This is a genomic window from Polynucleobacter kasalickyi, assembly GCF_900176405.1.
GTDB classification, from domain to species: domain Bacteria; phylum Pseudomonadota; class Gammaproteobacteria; order Burkholderiales; family Burkholderiaceae; genus Polynucleobacter; species Polynucleobacter kasalickyi.
In genome coordinates this window covers 1-21,682 of record NZ_FWXJ01000013.1, presented here as the reverse complement: position 1 = coordinate 21,682, position 21,682 = coordinate 1, and the positions used below count along the sequence as shown (strand labels likewise).

The following is a 21,682-nucleotide window of genomic DNA, read 5'->3' as shown; positions in this document are numbered from 1 at the left end:
AATATTCAACTGGTTGATCGTTTCATTCTAAAAAAATCTTTAAGCAGATGGGCACATTCTTCACCTAAGATACCACCCTCTATCTTGGCATGATGGTTGAGCTTATTCTCATTAAACACATTTAATACCGAACCCGCAACCCCTGTTTTGGGATCAAAGGCGCCAAAAAATACTCTAGAAATTCGAGCATTCATAATAGCGCCAGCACACATAAGGCATGGTTCTAAGGTGACGTATAAGTCCAAGCCTGGTAATCGATAGTTCGATAGTTTTTTCCCTGCTAAACGAAGTACATTCATTTCTGCATGAGACGATGGGTCAGAATCCGAAATCGGTTGATTATGAGCCTCTGCGACCAATTCATTTTGGTGAACAATCACAGCACCAACAGGGATTTCATTCTTTTGAGCTGCTAAATTCGCTTGATGGATGGCCAAGCGCATCCAATGCTCATGAGGGGGAGAAAAATCACTCTTCAATCACATCTGCCCAACAGTTGGGGGTTTCATAAAGACGCAGTCGCTGAAGCTTAATTTTTCCATCAAATTGGCTATTTAACTTTGGAGCTAATAATTCAAAAGCGAATTTAGCTAAATTTTCAGCAGTTGGAATGTGATCAATGACGGTTGTTTTGTGACCAGGAATTGTATTTAGAAAATCCACCATCACGACATCGGACTTCGCAACAAAAAAAGAGTGATCCCATGGTTCGATGATGGTCTCTTGCATAATCCGTTTAATATCCCCAAAATCCATGATCATACCTTCATTGGAGGAGCCGGTAACTTCTGAAAGTTCACCTTTTAAAGTTACCTCAATTTGATAACGATGGCCATGTAAATGACGACATTGGCCCTGATGATTGGGGATTCTGTGGCCAGCATCAAACTCCAAATGACGAGTGATTTCAAAAAATTTCATTCCAACTTTCAGAGGTTAAGGCAAGTTAATATATTTGTGTTGCTGAATACTCAGGCGCCACTTTGGGCGTTCTTTACAAATGGCGATGGCAAACTCTAAATGGAGATCACGATGAGGACCGTCCATTGGTTGAAGATAAAAATTCTTGAAATTCATATTCTCAAAACGCTTTAATCGCTGAATAATTGCTTTTTTATCAATTTCGCCATGAAATTGCGGAACGACATACTTAATTTCATCTGCCACAAGACAAAGCAGTTCAGTTCCGTCTTTTGGACTTACGCATAACCAATCAATCCCATTTGGTGGTTTGATGGTTCCGTTAGTCTCAACACCTATTTCAAAAGATTTCTGGTGAAGTGCCGAAATTAAATCTTGATCCAGTTGGAGAAGCGGTTCACCACCCGTAAAAACAACATAGCGATGAGATTCTGAGGGATTCATGCTGAGCCACTCTTTCTCAATGATGTCGGCTAACTCGGCAGCGGTTTGATATTTACCGCCTAAATTACCATCCGTGCCAACAAAGTCCGTATCACAGAAGCGACATTGTGCATTTTCACGATCAACTTCCCGCCCGGACCATAAATTACATCCAGTAAATCGGCAAAAAACTGCTACTCTGCCGGCATGAGTGCCCTCGCCTTGCAAAGTTGAAAAAAATTCTTTAATTGTATACATAGCGACATTTTAATCAAGTTCGCTCTATATGAAGAAATTATTAATGTTTTTTAATAATCAGAAAGATTGAATACAATCTAATAATGACTAAAATCCAAAGTTTAATTCCTGAAGAATTTCAGTCTCATGAGTTATTACCTGAGTCTGAAAAATTTTTGACCATGCTCGGCCCATGGTATTTCAAACAAGTTGAGCATCCAAATGGCTTTTCTGAAAGAGTTTTCGGTGTGCCCATTGACGATAAGCATACCAATATTTGGGGGTCTGCTCACGGCGGTATGCTGATTTCAATGGCTGACTCAGTATTAGGATACAACTTATCTCGTTGTACAACACCACATCAAAATTTGGTAACGGTTCATCTTGATTCCGATTTTGTGTCTAGTCCAAAACCTGGGGATTGGGTTCATTCTGAATTCATTCTGACCAAAGCCGGTTCTAGAATGAGCTTTGCCCAATGTAACTTGTGGGTAGGAAAACGATTAATCTTGAAATCGAATGGTGTATTCACCGCTTTGAAAAATTTAAGAGATGTGGGTAAATCTTGAAAGTACACGTTTTAACTACTAAGGCAGAAATTAATCCCGCTCTTCTTCAAGATAAGATTGTGGTTGTGCTGGATATTCTTTTTGCTACCAGTTCCATCGTTACTGCTTTTGCCAATCAATGTTTATCAGTAGTCCCGGTGCGTAATGTTACGGAAGCATTAGAACTAAAAAAACAAACGAAGTTTAAAAACCACCTATATTCAGGAGAGATTAATGCGGATACTCTTGAGGGGTTTATTCAACCGACACCAATAGCGCTTAGTAATGCCGAGATTGCTAATCGACATTTAGTCTATTGCACTACTAATGGGACTGTAGCCCTCAATGATACTAAGCTTGCAAAAAATGTTTATGTAGGAAGCTTATTAAATACGAGAGCGATTGTTGATAGACTGATTGACCTGCATTCTGAACAAACCATTTTAATGGTCTGCTCTGGTTCTAATAACCGTTTCAATTTAGAGGATTTTTATGGCGCTGGGGCTTTTATTCAAGCATTAATGCAAACTCAAAGCGGACCAGATATTCACTTCACGGATAGTGCGATTGCTGCAAAACAAGTTTATGTTAGCGGGAATGCTCTGCAAATTTTATCGGATGCAAGAGTTGGCAAAATGATGATTGAACGTGCTTGGGATCATGAAACTAGGTTTGCTGCCCAACAAAATCTATACAATATTATTCCAATGCTTCATCCTGATGGAGTGATTAGAATTTAACTACACAACTAATTAAAATTAACTATGACAAAAAAATACTTTGGAATTGAAATTCCTTTTATCGAAAAAATGGGCTTTGAAGCTGAGAAAATTTCAGAGGATTTGGTTGAAGTAACCATTCAAATTGAACCTTGGCAAACAAACTCCTTCGGGGTATCTCACGGCGGCGTGATGATGACCTTGCTTGACTTTACGATGGCGATGGCGGCTAAAGTGAAAATGAATCATGATGGCGCTGCGATGACCATTGATATGTCAACAAGCTTCATGAAGGCTGCCAAAGGCAAAGTGAAAGCGCAAGGTAAAGTATTAAAAACAGGTAAAGCAATTCAATTTTGTGAGGCAACAGCCTATGATGAGTCTGGCGATATTTTGGCTAAATCAATGGGTACTTTTCGTTTAATTGAAGCAAAGCCACTTTAAATTTTGCAATGACAAATCCCCAAAGCTCCACAGCCCCTTTTAGCTTAAACCAAAAGCAATTGCTTGATTGGATGATCTTGCATATTGAAGGGGTTGGTGAGGTTAGTTCAATTGAGGTGAATCAGTTTGAAGGTGGTCAATCAAATCCAACATTCTTGATTAAACTTGGCACAAGAAAAATTGTTTTGCGAAAAAAGCCTGAAGGCAATTTATTACTTAGTGCGCATGCAATTGATCGAGAGTTTAAGGTGATTAAAGCGCTAGATAATGTCGGTTTTCCGGTTGCAAAGCCCTTAGCTTACTGCACAGATACCTCCGTGATTGGCGCCGAGTTTTATTTAATGGATTTTGTCGAAGGTCGTATTTTTTGGGATCCACGTTTACCAGGTTTGCAAGCTTCTGAGAGAACTGCGATTTTCAAAGAAATGAACCACACAATTGCGAAGTTACATGCTTTAGATCCAGTTGCAATTGGTTTAAGTGATTACGGCAAAGCGGGAGGCTATATTGGCCGTCAAATTGCTCGTTGGACCAAGCAGTATCAATCTTCTGCAACGGAAGCCATTCCAGAGATGGATCATCTGATTGAATGGTTACCTAAAAATATCCCTAATTACGACGATACACGTCTAGTACATGGCGATTTTCGTTTAGATAATATGATTTTTCACCCAACAGAGCCAAAGGTCTTAGCTTTACTCGATTGGGAACTATCAACCCTTGGACATCCACTGTCAGATTTCGCTTATCACATGATGAATTGGCGTTTTGCTCCTGACTTATTTCGTGGTCTTGCTGGAAGCGCATTTGAAGATTTAGGGATTCCTATTGAATCTAGCTACTTAAAAGAATATTTGGCAACCACAAACCAGCATTTAGAAAATGAAAAAGACTGGGAGTTTTACATTATTTTCAACATGTTCAGAATGGCGGCCATTTTGCAAGGCGTTCTTTTCCGAGCCCTACAAGGAAATGCTGCTAGTGAAAAGGCTCTTGAGGCAGGTAGCAAAGCAAAACCTATTGCGATACTTGCTTGGCAACAAGTTTTGTCTTTACCTCAGTAGGTATCTTCGGCAATGCATCTCATGCGTGATACACAATAATCAAAAAACTCCCTACAAGTGCGGGTTTTTCCTGCCCTTCTATTTCTAAGGTGACCAGCCACTCAATCTGCACTCCTTGATTGATATCGGTGACTTGGATCGTTTTGAAAATCGCACGTAATTTGCTACCAACCAATACTGGAGAAGTAAATCGAAGTTTATTTAAACCATAGTTCACTGTTAATTGAGAGTGCTCAAAAAACAAACAGGAATACATGAAATGCGGAATTAAGGAAAGCGATAAAAATCCATGCGCAATCGTCTTGCCAAAGGGTGACTCTTTCGCAGCTCTTACTGGATCAGTATGAATCCACTGAAAATCATCGGTAGCCTTGGCAAATTGATCGATACGATCTTGATCAATTTGCAACCAATCGCTCACACCAACTTCACGACCAATTGACTCTTTTAACTCTGAGACGTCTTTGAACCGAGTAACTAGCATCCAATTGCTCCTTTAGGAAATAGCTTGATTTTGTAAAACCTTTAATTCGGTTTCTGTAAATCCGGCAAGTAATCTAGCTGGAATATTAAAGGGTCCTTTTAAGGTGGGTGCTTTATATTGCAAACAAAGCTGTTGAAAAACATCAATTGGGTTTAGGGCACGTAAGTCACATAAGTAATTAAACCATCGATTACCAATTTCAACATGTCCAATTTCGTCTGCTAGGATGATTTCTAATATTTTTACCATCTCTATGTCTTTTACTTGAATAAAGCGATCTTTCACAACGGGCACCGCATCAAGACCACGCGCCTCCATTGTTCTTGGAACTAGCGCCATTCTCGCTAGTACATCATCTTTTGTTTTTTCAACCATTTCCCACAAACTATTATGGGCTGGAAAATCACCATATTCGTAACCTAGTGAATGCAAGTGATTGTTTAGTAATGAAAAATGATAGGCTTCCTCTTTGGCGACGGTGAGCCAGTCTCGATAATAAGTGCGTGGCATATCAGAAAACCGCCAAATAGCATCTAAAGCTAGGTTAATGGCATTAAATTCAATATGAGCTAAAGCATGAATCGCGATAGCCCGCCCTTCAATCGTATGCATTGCTCTTCTTTTCACGGCCAAAGGAGGTACCAGATCAGGCTTGATGGGTTTGCCAGGGATTTCCAGGCTGGATATGCTAAAAATCTCACTAACATCAAGCTTAGGGCTGACCATGAAATCATCAAATAACTGAAAAACTGCAAGAACCTTTTCAGTTGGTGAGGAAATAGCTAGATGATTTAAAGCTAATTGGCGAAGGGATGTTTCCATGATTCCAAGATAACTCAATTTTTGATGCGTTACTTTAACACTTAGAATGTAAAAGCAATTTAAAATGTAAAAACTATAAGTTATATCCGAACACATAATTCAATTAGGGACAAATATGAATCAACTTCGAAAACTTTTGCGGACTTTAGTAAGTCTACAAGTATTTGCATGTATTGTTGTTAGTTGGAACAGCTCGGCTCAAAGTTACCCAACCAAACCCGTAAAAATCATCGTACCATTTGCTGCTGGTGGACCGGCTGATAATTATGCGAGGTTTATGGCACAAAGACTTCAAGATGAACTGAAGCAATCATTTATTGTCGAAGATCGACCTGGCGCTGGGTCAATTATTGGTACTGACTTCGCAGCGAAGTCCCCGAGCGATGGTTATACATTGCTCATGATGTCTAATACGCAAACTGTCAATGAATCCTTGATTCCCAATAAGCCTTTTACTTTAATGAAGGATTTTGTTGGTGTTGCGCCGATTAACTTCTCCGATTTGATTTTAGTTGTTAATCCTAGTGTTCCTGTAAAAAACGTACCTGAGTTAATCGCATTAGCCAAGGCTAAGCCAGGTAAATTAAACTTTGCGTCTTCTGGTAATGGCACCCCATATCACATGGCTGGGGAACTCTTTAATGCCCTTGCTGGTGTCAATATTACGCACATTCCTTACAAAGGAAGTTCAGGAGCAAGAACCGACGTAATTGGCGGTCAAGTAGATATGATGTTTGACGCTGTGACGACGATGAATGAGTTTGTTAAAGAAAACAAAGTAAGGGCGTTGGCAACTTCTGGCAAAACTAGATCCAATATTACCCCGAATATTCCAACTGTCGCTGAAGATGGAGTGCCGAAATTTGAAACCACGATTTGGTTAGGTATTATGGCGCCAAAAGGTACGCCCGTTGAAATTGTTAACCTATTAAATACAGCGATTCGAAAAATCATTTCTTCTCAAGAAGTTCGTGACGCCTGGGCTAAGCAAGGTGCTGCTCCTCTTTTAATGTCCCCCTCTGATTTTAATAAATATTTGGAGGCTGATATTCAAAAATGGGCTGCGATTGTTAAATCTGCCCAAATTAAACCTGATTAATTCATCTTTAAAGGATCTGTAACGTGGAATTAGTAATCTTAAGTGGTGGTGCCGCTGCAGGAGTTGTCAGAGGAGTACAAGCTGACTTTGAAAAAAATACCTCTTGCTCAATTAATGCAACTTTTAATGCCGTTGGTCAAATGCGTGATCAACTAATAGGAGGTGGAGCCTGTGACCTCATCATTTTAACTAAACAATTAATCGATCTACTGATTGCCTCCGGTCATGTTATTGCAGGCTCTGAGCAATCTTTAGGATTAGTAAAAACAGGCGTGGCCATTAAATCAGGTAAATCCGCTCCCGCGATTTCAACGCGTGAGGAATTATTGGAAACTTTATTATCAGCAAAGGGTATTTACTTTCCAGATCCTGAAAAGGCAACTGCTGGTATTCACGTAATGAGTGTGTTGAAAGCGCTTGGTCTAGATAAAACACATAGCGATAAGTTTAGAACTTATCCAAATGGCGCTGTTGCAATGGCGGCGATGGCTGCCTGTGATGAAGAGGATCTCATTGGTAGCACACAGGTTACTGAAATCAACATTACGCCGGGTTGCGAATTAATCGGTTTATTACCCAAAGAGTTTGAACTCGCAACAGATTACACACTTGGTATTTGTACGAATGCAAAAAACCCTGAACTTGCCAAACAACTGGCAAATATTTTGACGGGTTCTGGCTCCGCTGAAATCCGAAAAAAAATTGGTTTTGAATTTTAATATCAGCCAATCTCTTTGATCAATAGGGATCACCATTCGTGGTGATTTCTGTTTTTTAGCTTTCACCATTTGATGGTTTGAAAGCGAAAAATACTTTATTTTCTATTTACCCATGAAGAATTTGAAGACGTTGATTTGTGTAAAATAACTTTTTTTTAGAAAATCATATAATGCTGCCTCCAATCGAACAACGTCTTGCTACCGAATTAGCTGTGCGCCCTGCCCAAGTGATTGCCACCATTGAATTATTAAATGACGGTGCCACAGTGCCTTTTATTGCAAGATATCGTAAAGAAATCACTGGGGGATTAGATGACACACAATTACGCCAGTTACTAGAAAGACTTACCTATCTTCGAGAGCTTGAAGATCGCCGTGCTACGGTACTCAATAGTATTCAAGAACAAGGCAAGCTAACTGATGAGTTAAAAGTTCAGGTGGAGCATGCCTTAACGAAGCAGGATCTTGAAGATATTTATTTGCCGTATAAGCAAAAGCGCAGAACAAAAGCCCAAATTGCCAAAGAAGCAGGCATCGAGCCCCTAGCAACCGATTTATTAACTAATCCGCAGTTAATTCCTGAAGAAGCTGCCGTAAGCTATATTCGAGAGGATTTAGGCTTTGGTGATGTTAAGGCGGTTCTTGACGGTGCACGTCAAATCCTGATGGAGCGCTTTGCGGAAGATGCCAAATTAATCGGCCAACTTCGCCAATTTTATAAAGATCAATGCTTAATTAAGTCTGAGTTAATTAAAGAGAAAGAGCTTGAAGGAGCCAAATATCAAGATTGGTTTGATTTTTCTGAGTCATATTCACAAATCCCTTCTCATCGCTCACTAGCATTACTCCGGGGAAGAAATGAAGGAATTTTAAAAGTCGGCTTAGTACTTCCGTTTGAACTTGATGAAGCGCGTAAACAAGAAGTGCATCCTTGCGAACAAATGATTGCTCGTCAATTTAATATTCGTAAGCAAGATCTGCCTGCAGATAAATGGTTAGCTGATACCGTACGTTGGACTTGGAAAGTAAAAGTCTCGATTCACTTAGAACTTGATCTCATGGGTGAGCTAAAAGAAAGAGCTGAAGAAGAAGCGATTCGAATTTTTGGTCAAAACTTAAAAGATTTATTACTTGCCGCGCCGGCAGGTCAGCACATTACGATGGGCATCGACCCAGGAATTAGAACTGGTTGCAAAATTGCCGTGGTGGATGCTACGGGCAAGTTATTAGATACGGCGACGATTTACCCCCATGAGCCGAGAAAAGATTGGGAGGGGTCCATTCACACCATTAACCAACTGTGCAGAGCTCATCAAGTCACCCTGATTGCGATTGGTAATGGCACTGCAAGCCGTGAAACGGATAAGTTGGTACTGGATACCATTAAAACCCACCCTAGTTTAAAGTTAAGTAAGCTAGTTGTTTCTGAAGCCGGTGCTTCAGTGTATTCTGCATCGGAACTCGCCGCCAAAGAATTTCCGAATTTAGATGTATCTATTCGCGGTGCCGTATCGATTGCAAGAAGATTACAAGATCCTTTAGCTGAACTTGTAAAAATCGATCCTAAATCGATTGGGGTTGGTCAGTATCAACATGACGTCTCACAAATTAAACTAGCAAAAAATTTAGAGGCCGTGGTCGAGGATTGCGTAAATGCGGTCGGCGTTGATGTGAATACAGCTTCGATCCCATTATTAGCGAGAGTATCAGGTTTAAATAATAATTTAGCCACGAGTATTGTTCAATATCGCGATCAACATGGTGCTTTCAAAAGCCGAAGTGAGTTACACCAAGTTCCTCGCTTAGGCAATAAAACTTTTGAACAAGCGGCTGGCTTTTTAAGAATACCGAATGGAATTGATCCCTTAGATGCCTCTTCAGTTCATCCCGAAGCTTACCCATTGGTTGAAAAAATTATTCGTCATATTAATCGTCCGCTATCCGCCATCTTAGGAAAATCAAGCGAAATTAAAACCTTATCTCCTGAGTTATTTGTGAATGAACAATGGGGATTGCCAACGGTCATTGACGTTTTGACTGAATTAGAAAAACCTGGACGAGATCCAAGACCAGAATTCAAAACGGCACAGTTTGATGATTCAGTTCAAGAAATGAAAGACCTGAAGGTTGATATGATTTTGGAAGGGGTTGTGACCAATGTGGCTGCCTTTGGTGCCTTTGTCGATATTGGTGTCCATCAAGATGGACTAGTGCACGTATCAGCTTTATCGAATAGTTTTGTCAAAGACCCTCATAGTGTCGTTAAAGCCGGACAAATTGTAAAAGTCAAAGTCATTGAAGTTGATATAGCGCGTAAACGTATCGCTTTAACCATGCGCTTAGGTGACACGTCGGTCCAATTTAAAAATAATCAAATTGGTTCTGCCAATAGTTCAAACAGTAGTGGCAACTACAAAAAAGATTTGAAGAATCCGAAAATTATGCCATCCTCGCAACAACCTAGTGCCATGGCAAGTGCTTTTGCTAAATTAAAAAATAAATAATCATCGGTGCGGAATATGCCCTATTCCGCACACCAAATTCGTTTGTTGATGATTGCTTAGTATTAAACTCTTAGTTAAGAACTTAAAAAAATAAATCTAACTGGAGACAATATGGAACACAAGCAATTTAGCGTTATTGAAGCGAGTATTCAGGATATTCAAGCAGCCATTTGTGCAGGAACAGTTACTTGTACTGAAATCGTCCAGCAATATATTGAAAGAGCAAAAAAATATAATGGTCCCTCTAGTCTATTAGTTACCAAGGATGGTGCTAAGCTGATTCCACAACCTGGAGTTATAAGAGCTGGAAGTCCTATTCAGTTTCCGCTAGAAACCCTTGCGGCCTCGGCATTGCTCCCAGATCTGGCAGAGTATCAAGGTCCTCCACTAGAATTTGGTCGAATGGAGCCTACGGCCTCTGATAACAAAGTAGTTCAACAATTTGGCATGATTGTAGGTCAAGAAAATGCTGGTCAATTAAATACCTTAGCAACTCTAAATATTCGTGGCGAGCGCTCTGTTACCTGTCAAGGTGACTTTGATTTACATCCAAGTTTAGGAAAGTTACCACCGGGAGCTCCCCCGGTCTGTGAAATGTTTCGTCACTTTCCCGATGCTATTGAGCAAGCTAATGCACTGGATGAAAAATACGGTAGTAACCCGCCGCTTGACCAATTACCACTTTATGGGGTCGTCTTCTCCTTTAAAGATGCATTTGATACCAAGGATATGCGATCTACTGGTGGTGGCGATGCTAACTACGATATTGACTTTCCAGCGAAGGATCATCTGTTAGTGGACCAGCTCAGGAAAAAAGGGGCAATTATCTATGCCAAAGCCACCATGACTGAATATAACGGTCGCGCTGGCGACCCAGGTGGAAAGAATTTTCCAGACAAAGTATTACCCTCCGTATTAGGTTATCAGCGTTCAACTTGGGCTGGCAACCCATCCAATCCTTACGACACGACCCGATCAGCATCCTTAGGATCAAGCTCTGGATCAGGTGTTTCCGTGAGCGCAAACTTAGTCACCGCGAGCCTAGGTGAAGAGACGAGGCAGTCTACCCGTGGTCCATCAAATCATAATTCTGTAGCACTGATTCTGCCGCATAAAGCGATGCTTGGCTTTGATGGTGGAGCGATCGGTGCTGATATTTATTGTGACAGGACCGGCATCTTAGCTAAATCGTTAGATGACTGTGCCACGATTTTGGACGCTTTAAAAGATCCTGAAAATGGTTACTATGATCCGAGAGATCCTTACACCACCGTTTCAAGATCTAGTGTTCTAGATGCTTATTCGCCATTCATTAAAAAACAAGTTACTAATCATGAATTAAAAGGAAAGCGGATTGGGGTAGTACGCGAATCAATGCTTAATCCAGGAACTTTAGCAGTTGAACCAATTATTGCAGCGGCTAGTAAAGAAATTAAGGAGATACTCGGCAAACAATTAGGTGCAACTTTAGTTGAGTCTCGCGATGATCTTTGGACTCCAGATGCTGAGTGCGAGCAAATGACAATCGATTTTCAAAAGTCTTTAGCTCGTCTGGTACCAATCTTTATGCCGGATATTCTCTTTCGCCTCACCCTTTCAGGCGAACCAGTATTTCCAGAGTTTGCTAGTGCAATTAAAAAAACAGAGTTTGCACCGGGTCAATTTTTTGGTAGTGGCAATTTAGACCCGATGGATTATTTAGTTCTATTGGCCGATTTACAAATACCTATTCCAAAGAATTTAACTATTGCTACGGTTCAAGATGAAATTTTAGCGAATAGCTTTAGGTTTCATATTAGCCAATATTTAAGTAGGCGTGTTCAAGATTGGAAAGATCAAGGGTATACCGAAAAACTTAATAACTGGGCAACACTCAATGAGCGTTCGAAATATTGGGGAGATGATCAGCGGAGTGCTTTCAAAAATTGGGAAGAAACGACTGATCCGAGAAATCCTCTCGGAGGACGTCAGGGAATCGACGAAAGAATTATGTTGCGTGAGTTGTTAAGACGGGTCGATATGATGGTGCTTTTAGAAAACAAATTAGATGTATTTGTTCGACTTCATTCAGCTCTTCCACCGGCCAAGATTGGCTGGCCAGATGAGCCTGGACTCATCAATCATCTTCGTAATGAAATTACGTTTGGGCCCAATGCGGGCTTGACTGAAGTTTTGGTACCAGCTGGTTATGTGCGCCAAGCATATGATGCTAAATTTCAACTGAGTGCAGATAAAACTAAATATATTGGTCAGTCCGTCAATGTTCCAACAGAAATTCCTTATCCTGGCTTGCCATTTTCACTTGTCTTTAGAGCAGAGCCAGGTAAAGAAGATACTTTATTGGAAATTGCCTCAGCTTATGAAAAAGCGTCTCGTCGCCGAGTATCACCACCCAACTTTCAATAATGAATGATTTACCATGGGGAAAATCCTCATGGTAAACAGTTCAATCATCCTGTATGGTTGAGCCTATTCCAAGGAGACTATATGCCAACGTACCAACTTAACATTGATGGAGCAATTAAATCCGTCGATGTCCCTGCAGATCAACCCTTACTCTACACGCTTACTGATCAATTAAAAATGAAGGGGCCTAAATTTGGTTGTGGCTTAGCCCAGTGTGGTTCTTGCACTGTGATCGTCAATGGCAACGCTGTAAGATCTTGTGTAATGCCCACCAGTACTGTAGCGAATAGCAAAATTAGAACGCTTGATGGTTTAGAGAAAAATGGTCAATTGCATCCGATGCAAACTGCTTTTGTGGAAGAAGGTGCCGCTCAATGTGGCTATTGCACGAATGGTTGGATCATGCAATCAATCGCACTTTTAGAAAACAATCCTAAAGCAAGTGATGACCAAATTATCAATGGCCTGTCGAATGTTCAGTGTCGCTGTGGCACACAAATAGCCATCTTAAGAGCTGTAAAAAAAGCGCGCGATCAAATGGCAAAGGCATAAGGGAGATCCAATGAAAAATATTCAATTAACTCGCCGTGAATTTATACAAAGTTCATCAGCTTTAATCATTGGGGTTTCAGGGGTTTTACCAAGCCTTGACGCCATTGCACAAAATCAATCAGTACCTACAGTGCTTGGGCCTAATCCATCAGCGTTGGATACATGGATCAAAATTAGCACAGATGGTTTGGTAACGATTAACTCTGGAAAAATGGATTGTGGTCAGGGTTTAGATGTCGCATATGCCATGATTGCCGCTGAAGAATTAGATGTGCCTCTAAGCAGAGTGCATGTAAATTTCGGTGACACGAGAATTTCAGCGAATCAAGGTGGCGGTAGTGCCTCATCAGGTATTCGCCAAGGAGCAATCCCCATTCGGAATGCTTCGGCTGAAGCAAAACGTATTCTAGTAGGACTAGCTTCGAAAGAACTAAATACACCAGTAGAACAGTTAGAAGTTGTTGCTGGTAAAGTTTTTAATAAGAATAATCCAGCCCAACAAATCACCTATGCACAATTAATTGGCAATAAGAACTTCACTACTTCGCTCGACTGGAATAAGCGAATTGGTAATGACATGAACGTCACTGGTCTTGCTAAGCCAAAACCTGTGAGCGAATATAAATTAGTTGGTAAGCCACAAAGTCGTAGGGATATTCTGAGTGTAGTGAATGCCTCAGAACATTTTACGGCGCATATCAGGCCAGATAACTTGCTGCATGCTAGAGGCATTCGACCACCTGTAGCAGGCTCCTCCCCGATCATGATCGATGAAAAATCAATTGCTGCTATTCCAGGTGCTAAAGTGTTTCGTGAAGGCACCTTTGTGGCAGTAGTCGCCAAGACTGAATGGGATGCAGTTAGAGCCGCTAAAGCATTGAAAATTGAATGGTCTGAAGTCAATCCACCATTTCCTGGTGGTGAAAAAAATGTATTTAATTACATCAAAGATGCCAAACCTACTTTCACGAATGCTGTGCCGATGTTCTTTGGTAAAAAAGAATATAACCCCGAACCAACCTTGGCCGCCTTAAAAACCTCTGCTAAGGTCATTGAAGCTGAGTACTTTGCCCCCTTTCAATCTCATGCTCGTTTTGCGCCTTCTTGTGGTGTCGTGGATGTGAAAAAAGATCAAGTACAAATTTGGACAGACACGCAAAAACCTCACTTTCAACGTGAAGGTATTGCAAAGTTTTTAAAGGTGACTCCGCAAACGGTTGAAGCCAAATGGATGCATGGCGCAGGCTCTTATGGTCGCAGCGACGCGGATGAAGCACCTTATGAAGCGGCACTACTATCAAAAGCATTTGGACAACCTGTGAGAGTTCAATGGTCTAGGGAGGAAGGAACTGCTTGGGATCCGAAAGCCCCTGCTGCAATCATGTCACTCAAAGCTGGAGTTGATACGAATAATCAAATTACCGCTTGGTTATTTAAGGCTAAAGGCTTTAATGGTTGGGATGTGAAATTTAATGCCGAGAGTCCTGAGCATACACTGGTTGGTATGCAAACTGGTCATAAAAAATGGACTGCATTTAATTTTAATATTCCTGAAGAAAGTTATAAATTTCCCAATCATGTCCATTGGTGGGAAACGGTCCCATCTTATTTAAATCAAGCTTCACCGCTTAGAACAGCCCATTTGAGAGCTCCTCAAGAAATGCAAACACGGTTTGCTCAAGAGTGTTTCATCGATGAAGTTGCCCATGCAACCAAAATTGATCCCGTTGATTTTAGAATGAAGCATATCCAAGAGCCTCGAGAAAAAGATGTTCTGAAGGCGGTAGCGGATAAATTTAACTGGTCAATAAATACGAAACAGAAAAGTTCTGGAGATTTGCAAGTTGGTCGTGGTATCGCTTTATACAATGGCTATCAGTCCTATGCTGCGGTTGGCTGTGAAGTCGAAGTGAATAAAAAGACGGGTAGAATTTGGGTACGTCAAATTGTGATAGCGATGGATTGCGGACTGATCATTAATCCAGCTGGTGTCAGAGCTGCGCTTGAAGGACAAATCATGCAAGGCATCAGTCGTGCTCTTTATGAGGAAGTTCATTTTGATGAAAACAAGGTAACAAGTGTTGATTGGAATACCTATCCCATTGCGACGATAAAAGACATTCCAGGTAAAGTAGATTTGATTCTTCTCAATCGTCCTGATAAAGCATCAGGTGGTGTCGCTGAACCTGGATTGGTAAGCATTCCAGCCGCTGTTGCCAATGCAGTATTTGATGCAACGGGTGTTCGAATTCGTCAATATCCTTTAGCACCAGAAAGAGTAAAAAAAGCCTTAATGGTTTGAGAATTTAGGAACAAAATGAAAGCTAGTAGGCCTAACGTGAGTTAGGCCTTTTTTCATTCTGGTTCGATGCCAGCAATCTTGACAACCTTTGCCCATTTTGCAATTTCGCTATGAATAAATGTAGCAAATTGAGCCGGTGTAGTCGTGGCAACTTCGAAACCTCTTTGTAACATTTGTTCTTTTATATTGGGATTTTTTAAGACCTCAACGAGGGCTTTATGAACCGTTTCGATAATTTCATGAGGAGTTCCTTTCGGAGCGTAAAGACCATACCAAGTCGAGGCGCTATAGCCTGGAAGGCCTGACTCTGCAATCGTTGGTAAGTCGGATAAAGCACTCGATCTTTGCTCAGAAGTAACTGCAATTGCTTTGACCTTACCAGACTTAATAAAGGGCATGGCGGCAGGGATCGTTGCAAAATAAACTTGTACTTGTCCGCCAAGTAAATCTGTAATGGCAAGTCCCCCTCCTTTGTATGGAATATGCACCATATCAAGATTAGCCATCGAGTTCATGAGTACCCCTGACAAATGCGATGATGTGCCATTCCCTGCTGACGGAAAATTAATCTTACCTGGCTGTGATTTCGCTAATTTGATTAAGTCAGCAATATTCTTAATGGGGTATTCTGGTGAGGTAATTAAGACATTCGGTGTAATGGCGACCAGCGCAATCGGCATTAAATCCTTCTCAGGGTTATAGGGTAACTTTTTAAAAATACTGACATTAATCGCATTCGGGCCAATATTACCCATCAACAAGGTATATCCATTCGGAGGTGAATGGACTACCGAGTCTGTGCCAATATTGCCACTAGCACCACCACGATTCTCAATGGTGATTGACTGGCCTAATTGCTTGCCAAGCTCTGGGGCAATTAAACGGGCAATAATATCTGTACCACCACCTGGCGGATAAGCTACAACGAGTTTAATGGGACGATCTGGGTACTGCGCAAAAACACAGGACGAACTAGCTCCCAGCAGAAAGATGGCTATCGCAAACCATATCTTATTGGTTGTCTTCATGAGTTAATTGGGTGTTAAATAAACTGTTTTGCCTGTTCTCGCAGACTCTTCAATCGCCAAGGTAACTGCTAAAGTCCTAATTGCATCTCTGGGTTTTGCTAAGTTACATGGTTTGCCGGTAGACAGATAATCAAGCCATGCTCTTGTTTCATCTGCAATCGGCCCTAAGAAATCGCCTAATGCCCAATCACCGGGTGTAGAACTCTCAAGAAATACAGTTTCGATTTTATGATCACTCAAATACACATGCGGAAAACCAATGTCTGTTTGCATGATTTGATCAGTATGATCATCATTAATTAATAGCGTGCCATGCGTTCCTAATAATTCAACGCGAGCAGAATGCCCGACGGAAGGCCACTTTTCTGGCAGTGCATAACTAACGCCTAAATTAACCACTGCCCCATCTTTGCAAGTTAAGATGGCCCAAGTAACATCTTCAGTATCATAGCCCGCAGCATGAATAACACCTTTTTGTCCTTTTGCAAAAACTTCTACAACTGGATTATCAGCTAATAACCACCCCATTAAATCGACATAATAGGTTAGTGCATCCACTACAGGGGTGGCACCTTTATTTCGTTTTAACATCGCAAAGCACTGAGAGCGAGAATTGTATAAACGCGCACAGGCACCTGTTATCACCCCTAACCTACCTTGCACAATTTGTTCCTTGGCAATCAAATAACGATTCTTGTATCGACGACTATAACCAATATGTAAGTCACTGTTTAATGCCTCTGCCTTTGCAATGACTAGCTTTGCATCTTCTTCTAATAAGGCAATTGGTTTTTCTACTAAAACGGGAACGCCACGATCAAGAGCAGCTAATAAGGGCACCGTATGTTCATGTTCGCTAGTTGCAATATCGATCGCATTGACCTCTGGCAATGACATGACTTCTAAGTTGTCTGTTGTCCAATAATCAGCGCCAATCGTTTTTGCTAATTTTTCTGCTGCTTCAGGGTTGGCATCGGATACGGCAATAAATCTTACCGATGGATGCATTTTTGCTAATTTGCCACGTAGGGTGCCGATTCTTCCTGAACCTACAATAGCTAGGCCAATTTCTTTTTTTGCTTGCATGTCGTCTCCACTTTTTAGTTATAGGCAATATCCTAACATGAGTGAAGCTTCAAAATAGAATTAAAACATCGTTCCCTAGGTGCAAAAACTTTGAATTAAATCTTTCCAAATTTGCCACTATTGAAATCATCTACAGCTTGCACAATTTCTTCTTTCGTATTCATTACAAATGGGCCATAACCAACAATAGGCTCCTGAATGGGTTCACCACTCAGTAATAAGGCAACCGTATCCTCTAAGGCTGTGACCACAAAATCTTGACCCTCAGCACTAAACATCAGCATCTGTGCATCCCTAGCTACGGAGCCATCAGATCCTTGAATTGCACCATGCATAATCACTAAAGAAGTATTCCAACCATCTGGGGCGGGAATCGTAATAGTAGTACCTTTTTTCAAGGTGAAGTCAATGACATTTAAGGGAGTAAAAGTATGAGCAGGACCATGATGTTCAAAATAACTACCGGCAATCACTCTGCCACTACCTTGATGATTATCTAATGAAAAGTTGGGGATTTGGTGATTAAAGATAGCTTGGTAACCAGGCTTCACCATCTTCTGCTCGGCTGGCAAGTTAACCCAAAGTTGCACCATTCTGAGATTTCCACCCTTCTTTGCAAAATTCTCAGAGTGGTACTCTTCGTGGAGAATACCTGCACCAGCAGTCATCCACTGTACTTCGCCGGGACCAATCGTACCACCCTCCCCAGTTGAGTCTTTATGAGAAACTTCTCCTTCATAAACAATCGTCACCGTTTCGAACCCACGGTGCGGATGCGATCCGACACCTTTACGCTCTGTAGTCATGGAAAATTGATGAGGTCCTGCATAGTCAAGCATCAAAAAAGGACTCATTTGTTTACCAAGGTTTTGGTAGAAGAAGAGTGTTCGAACGGGAAAGCCATCGCCAACCCAATGACCTTGATCATTACCTTGTATCCCGATACATTTTTTCATATTGTAATCTTGAAGTTATGGTTAAAAGGTTTTGCTTCTTTGTTGGATCAACTCAGCTAAAGTTGTAACGTCCATTTTTTGCATCACCTTACTTTTATAATCTTTGATGGTATTCATTTTGAGACCTGTTATCTCTTGTAACTCAATATTGTTATAAGCATTAAGTAACAGCTCATAAATTTCCATTTCTCGCTTCGTTAGTGAATGTAAGCGTTGCTCTAATTTCTCTAAATTCATCAGCTCTTTGGTATTGATGATATCTTTTTCAATGCCACGAGCTACGGCTTTAATTAAATCATCTCTTTGGAATGGCTTTAGTAAAAACTCTATTGCACCTTGCTTCATGGCAATAATACTTTGCTCAACGGTACTTTCTCCACTAATAAAAATCACGGGTAAACCTCGACCTCTTGCCAATAGTTCAGTCTGCAACTCTGTCCCACTCATCCCCGGCATACGCATGTCTGTTACAACAACTGCAGGAGTTTCAATGTGGTCTTGCTCTAAAAATGCTGGCGCACTTTGAAAAGCGTGAACTTCGTATCCACAAAAACTAAGGATGGAATGTAAAATTTGACGCATGGCATCGTCGTCTTCTACTAAATAGACATGATGACCATTCATGGCAGGCGCTTGGCTGAACGGAGCTGAATTGATTTGCGTATTACCAGTCATGATTAATTAATGAATTATTGTCTTTGCATGGACATTTTTAAACCTAAAAATAACTACCAATTTATTCAATCATACAATGCATTAGCTACATGATTTTTGGCAACTGTAGTTTTAGGAATTTTTTTGTCATAACTTTCAAACCATGTTCTCACATCTTCCTCTAGCCCAATCCCATGCATAAAGTTATAAATCGCTTTTTTCAGACCCTGCCCTAAACGATCATGGTCAACATCAACAGGGTCAATAAAATGAATGTCATTTTTAGCAAACGTAATGTCAGGAAGTGGTACCAGCTCCACTCCATACTCTTCTGGATTTTTACCAACTGGAGAATGAACAGTACAAATAAAGCGATGAAAAAACCCACTCTGAATACAGCCATGCTCAAAGAGTTGTCTAACATACTCTAAAGCATCAACGGTTTCTTGGACTGTTTGTGTAGGAAAGCCATACATGAGATAAGCATGAACTAAGATACCCGCATCTGAAAACCCCTTGGTAACCTGCGCCACCTGGTTCACAGAGACACCTTTTTTCATTAAATTTAGTAATCTATTCGATGCCACCTCAAGACCACCAGACATGGCAATGCACCCACTTTTTGCGAGTAACTGAGCCAACTCCGGTGTAAAAGTTTTTTCAAAGCGAATATTACCCCACCAAGAAATGACAACCTTACGTCGAATTAACTCCTCTGCAAGGGCCTTTAAGATTTTGGGTGGAGCTGCTTCATCAACAAAATGAAAGCCAGTCTGACCAGTTTCGGCAATAATTTGTTCAATCCGGTCAACTAATAAACTAGCCGAAGCGGTCTCATAACGAGAAATATAATCTAGGGTCACATCACAAAAACTACATTTTTTCCAGTAGCACCCATGCGCAACTGTTAATTTATTCCATCGGCCATCACTCCAAAGACGATGCATTGGATTTAGCATATCCAGTAATGACAAATAGGAGTCGAGCGGCAAGCCGTCCCATGTTGCTGTACCCACCTCCTCAAATGGGATATCCGGTTCTTGCCAATTCATCAACTCGACCTTATCAGACTCACCTCTAATAAAGGTACGTACTAGTCGACTACGAGAGCGCTTTCCATTCAAATGCTCTAATAATGCTAGTAAGGGTCTTTCACCGGAGTCTAAAGTAATGAAATCCACATAATCAAAAATCCGAGAATCTGTAATCTCTCTTAACTCGGTATTGATGTATCCTCCGCCAAGAGCAACCTTGATAGAAGGGTCAGTATTTTTAATCGATTGAGCAATACGAAGTGCTGCATACATTGCACCAGGGAATGGAACTGACAACAGGACTAAACCTGGCTGATGAAGGCGAATTACATCGATAGTTAGATTGCTGAGGTGACGATCCATTAAATTCGGTTCAGCTTTTAAAGCTTCGTCTAATGGAGTAAATGTTGGTTGACTGCCAGCAAGAGACTCAGCATATCGCACAAATTCAAAACGACTATCAACTGCATCACGCAATACATCAGAAAGATCATTGAGATACAAAGTAGCTAAATGACGCGCTCTATCCTGTGATCCCAGTGCACCAAAGGCCCAAGCTAAGGAGTCACCAGTTTCTTCATCACTAAAGGCATCAAGGGAAGCAAAACGAGGCCCTTCAGGAAGAAAATCACGAGTGTTAATTCGGTGGCTGAGAGTACTATCCTTACCCTGCAAAAATTTTATTACAGCGGTTATCGTAGTCTGATAAACATCAAAATAATCAAGAAAAAAGTTAACACTGCTACTGCGGTATATTTCTGGTACTTCAAGCGCACTTATTTTTACTTCATCTAAACCTACTGGATTAAAAAAACTCAGGACTAAAGCCAAGGCAAGATCCTCTTGAACAGCCACAATATTGCGAGATCTTAAAAAACCAGTGAGGTAAGCTGTTGAAGGATATGGCGTATTCAACTGCGTCATCGGTGGAATAATGCTTAAGACTTTCATGGGGAGTTATCAAATGATCCAATAATAAAGTAAAGGTGTAACTGCACAAATGAGTCAATTACACTGTAAGAGAGCCTAGTAGAGATTTACAACGAAATGGCGTTAAAAAAATCAAGAATCTTTAATCAGAAGTTATATAAATCAATATTTGGTGATTTTAGCATTCAATCTTATTCCATCAGTATCCGAAACATATCGCCAAAAATCGAGATGACCCTTGAAATATGATCTTTATCTATTCCATGATCACTTCATCAAATTAAATCAGTGAAAAACCCTACTCTCTAGTCCTTGTTATTAAATGCTCTTAAAAACTTATTAATTAGTAGGCTGTTTTAGAGGGATCTTTAAGGTAAAAACAGCTCCGAGACCTTCGGCTGGATGATCAAAATTTATTTCTGCATGATGTTTTGTCATAATGTGCCTACAAAGCCAAAGTCCAATACCCAAACCCGATGACTTATTGGAATCTAATAAGTCAAATAGCGAGTTCTGATGCTCATCTGGAATGCCATCACCATTATCAATTACAGATAATAAAACCTTGCTACCATCATGATGAAGCAATATCTGAATTTGCTTTGCAATTGAACGCTCTGAGCGTTTAAGTGATTGAATCGCATTATTTAATAAGTCGTGGATTCAAGTACGAAGTGCAACACGTTTTACAGACTGCATAAAAACTTCGTTGGGTGTTTTAAATCCTAACCTTTTTCTTGGTCGGTTATT

The 21,682-nt window shown here is 40.7% G+C and carries 21 protein-coding genes; 10 read left to right on the top strand and 11 right to left on the bottom strand.

Going from position 1 to position 21,682, the window contains the following annotated elements; genetic code table 11:
* Positions 1-5: 5 nt before the first annotated feature.
* Genes tadA through queE form a run of 3 tightly spaced genes read right to left on the bottom strand, consistent with a single transcriptional unit; the run spans position 6 to position 1,602 of the window.
* Positions 6-443, bottom strand: coding sequence for a tRNA adenosine(34) deaminase TadA (tadA, locus tag B8983_RS11260; RefSeq protein WP_084284970.1), 438 nt, complete (start codon positions 441-443; stop codon positions 6-8).
* Between the two features lie 25 nt (positions 444-468).
* A complete protein-coding gene (gene queD, locus B8983_RS11255; RefSeq protein ID WP_084284968.1) occupies positions 469-921 on the bottom strand; it encodes a 6-carboxytetrahydropterin synthase QueD in 453 nt (150 codons plus the stop codon).
* A gap of 15 nt (positions 922-936) precedes the next feature.
* A complete protein-coding gene (gene queE / locus B8983_RS11250) occupies positions 937-1,602 on the bottom strand; it encodes a 7-carboxy-7-deazaguanine synthase (RefSeq protein ID WP_084284966.1) in 666 nt (221 codons plus the stop codon).
* Between the two features lie 83 nt (positions 1,603-1,685).
* Here queE and B8983_RS11245 point away from each other — a divergent pair, with 83 nt between their 5' ends.
* From B8983_RS11245 to B8983_RS11230, 4 genes are read left to right on the top strand one after another with little or no spacing between them, the layout of a single operon-like run.
* Complete coding sequence (locus B8983_RS11245) at positions 1,686-2,150, top strand: PaaI family thioesterase (RefSeq protein WP_084284964.1); 465 nt, start codon at positions 1,686-1,688, stop codon at positions 2,148-2,150.
* A complete protein-coding gene (locus B8983_RS11240) occupies positions 2,147-2,869 on the top strand; it encodes a 2-phosphosulfolactate phosphatase (protein WP_159460894.1) in 723 nt (240 codons plus the stop codon). The genes B8983_RS11245 and B8983_RS11240 overlap by 4 nt, the downstream gene beginning before the upstream one ends.
* Positions 2,870-2,893: 24 nt before the next feature.
* Positions 2,894-3,292 (top strand): PaaI family thioesterase, encoded by a 399-nt coding sequence (locus B8983_RS11235; RefSeq protein WP_084284960.1) that lies wholly within the window; start codon positions 2,894-2,896, stop codon positions 3,290-3,292.
* 8 nt (positions 3,293-3,300) lie between these two features.
* Positions 3,301-4,356 (top strand): phosphotransferase family protein, encoded by a 1,056-nt coding sequence (locus B8983_RS11230; protein WP_084284958.1) that lies wholly within the window; start codon positions 3,301-3,303, stop codon positions 4,354-4,356.
* 19 nt (positions 4,357-4,375) lie between these two features.
* On the opposite strand, the gene B8983_RS11225 is transcribed toward B8983_RS11230, so the two are convergent.
* Together B8983_RS11225 and B8983_RS11220 are read right to left on the bottom strand one after the other, a co-directional pair.
* A complete protein-coding gene (locus B8983_RS11225; RefSeq protein ID WP_084284957.1) occupies positions 4,376-4,840 on the bottom strand; it encodes a MaoC family dehydratase in 465 nt (154 codons plus the stop codon).
* Positions 4,841-4,852: 12 nt separating this feature from the next.
* Positions 4,853-5,662: a ferritin-like domain-containing protein gene (locus B8983_RS11220; protein ID WP_084284955.1), complete on the bottom strand. Its 810-nt coding sequence runs from the start codon at positions 5,660-5,662 to the stop codon at positions 4,853-4,855.
* Between the two features lie 115 nt (positions 5,663-5,777).
* On the opposite strand from B8983_RS11220, the gene B8983_RS11215 reads away from it, so the two are divergent.
* The 6 genes from B8983_RS11215 to B8983_RS11190 all read left to right on the top strand — a co-directional run bounded on the left by B8983_RS11215 (position 5,778) and on the right by B8983_RS11190 (position 15,244).
* Positions 5,778-6,761, top strand: coding sequence for a tripartite tricarboxylate transporter substrate binding protein (locus B8983_RS11215; protein ID WP_084284954.1), 984 nt, complete (start codon positions 5,778-5,780; stop codon positions 6,759-6,761).
* A 23-nt stretch (positions 6,762-6,784) separates the two neighbouring features.
* Positions 6,785-7,480 (top strand): molybdate ABC transporter substrate-binding protein, encoded by a 696-nt coding sequence (locus B8983_RS11210; RefSeq protein WP_084284952.1) that lies wholly within the window; start codon positions 6,785-6,787, stop codon positions 7,478-7,480.
* A 170-nt stretch (positions 7,481-7,650) separates the two neighbouring features.
* Complete coding sequence (locus B8983_RS11205) at positions 7,651-9,984, top strand: Tex family protein (RefSeq protein WP_084284951.1); 2,334 nt, start codon at positions 7,651-7,653, stop codon at positions 9,982-9,984.
* 111 nt (positions 9,985-10,095) lie between these two features.
* Entirely contained in the window at positions 10,096-12,390 is a 2,295-nt protein-coding gene (locus B8983_RS11200; protein WP_084284949.1) for an amidase family protein, read from the top strand.
* Positions 12,391-12,471: 81 nt separating this feature from the next.
* Positions 12,472-12,942, top strand: coding sequence for a (2Fe-2S)-binding protein (locus B8983_RS11195; protein WP_084284947.1), 471 nt, complete (start codon positions 12,472-12,474; stop codon positions 12,940-12,942).
* A 10-nt stretch (positions 12,943-12,952) separates the two neighbouring features.
* Entirely contained in the window at positions 12,953-15,244 is a 2,292-nt protein-coding gene (locus B8983_RS11190; RefSeq protein WP_084284945.1) for a xanthine dehydrogenase family protein molybdopterin-binding subunit, read from the top strand.
* Between the two features lie 53 nt (positions 15,245-15,297).
* Here B8983_RS11190 and B8983_RS11185 read toward each other — a convergent pair whose 3' ends face one another.
* The 6 genes from B8983_RS11185 to B8983_RS11160 all read right to left on the bottom strand — a co-directional run bounded on the left by B8983_RS11185 (position 15,298) and on the right by B8983_RS11160 (position 21,595).
* Positions 15,298-16,272 carry a Bug family tripartite tricarboxylate transporter substrate binding protein gene (locus B8983_RS11185; RefSeq protein ID WP_084284943.1) on the bottom strand — a complete coding sequence of 325 codons (975 nt, stop codon included), beginning with the start codon at positions 16,270-16,272 and terminating at the stop codon, positions 15,298-15,300.
* A 3-nt stretch (positions 16,273-16,275) separates the two neighbouring features.
* Entirely contained in the window at positions 16,276-17,358 is a 1,083-nt protein-coding gene (locus tag B8983_RS11180; protein ID WP_084284941.1) for a Gfo/Idh/MocA family protein, read from the bottom strand.
* A 95-nt stretch (positions 17,359-17,453) separates the two neighbouring features.
* Positions 17,454-18,314 (bottom strand): pirin family protein, encoded by an 861-nt coding sequence (locus B8983_RS11175; RefSeq protein ID WP_084284939.1) that lies wholly within the window; start codon positions 18,312-18,314, stop codon positions 17,454-17,456.
* A gap of 21 nt (positions 18,315-18,335) precedes the next feature.
* Positions 18,336-18,989 carry a response regulator transcription factor gene (locus B8983_RS11170; RefSeq protein WP_084284936.1) on the bottom strand — a complete coding sequence of 218 codons (654 nt, stop codon included), beginning with the start codon at positions 18,987-18,989 and terminating at the stop codon, positions 18,336-18,338.
* Between the two features lie 65 nt (positions 18,990-19,054).
* A complete protein-coding gene (locus B8983_RS11165; RefSeq protein WP_084284933.1) occupies positions 19,055-20,953 on the bottom strand; it encodes a B12-binding domain-containing radical SAM protein in 1,899 nt (632 codons plus the stop codon).
* A 318-nt stretch (positions 20,954-21,271) separates the two neighbouring features.
* Positions 21,272-21,595: an ATP-binding protein gene (locus tag B8983_RS11160; protein ID WP_084284930.1), complete on the bottom strand. Its 324-nt coding sequence runs from the start codon at positions 21,593-21,595 to the stop codon at positions 21,272-21,274.
* Positions 21,596-21,682 lie beyond the last annotated feature (87 nt).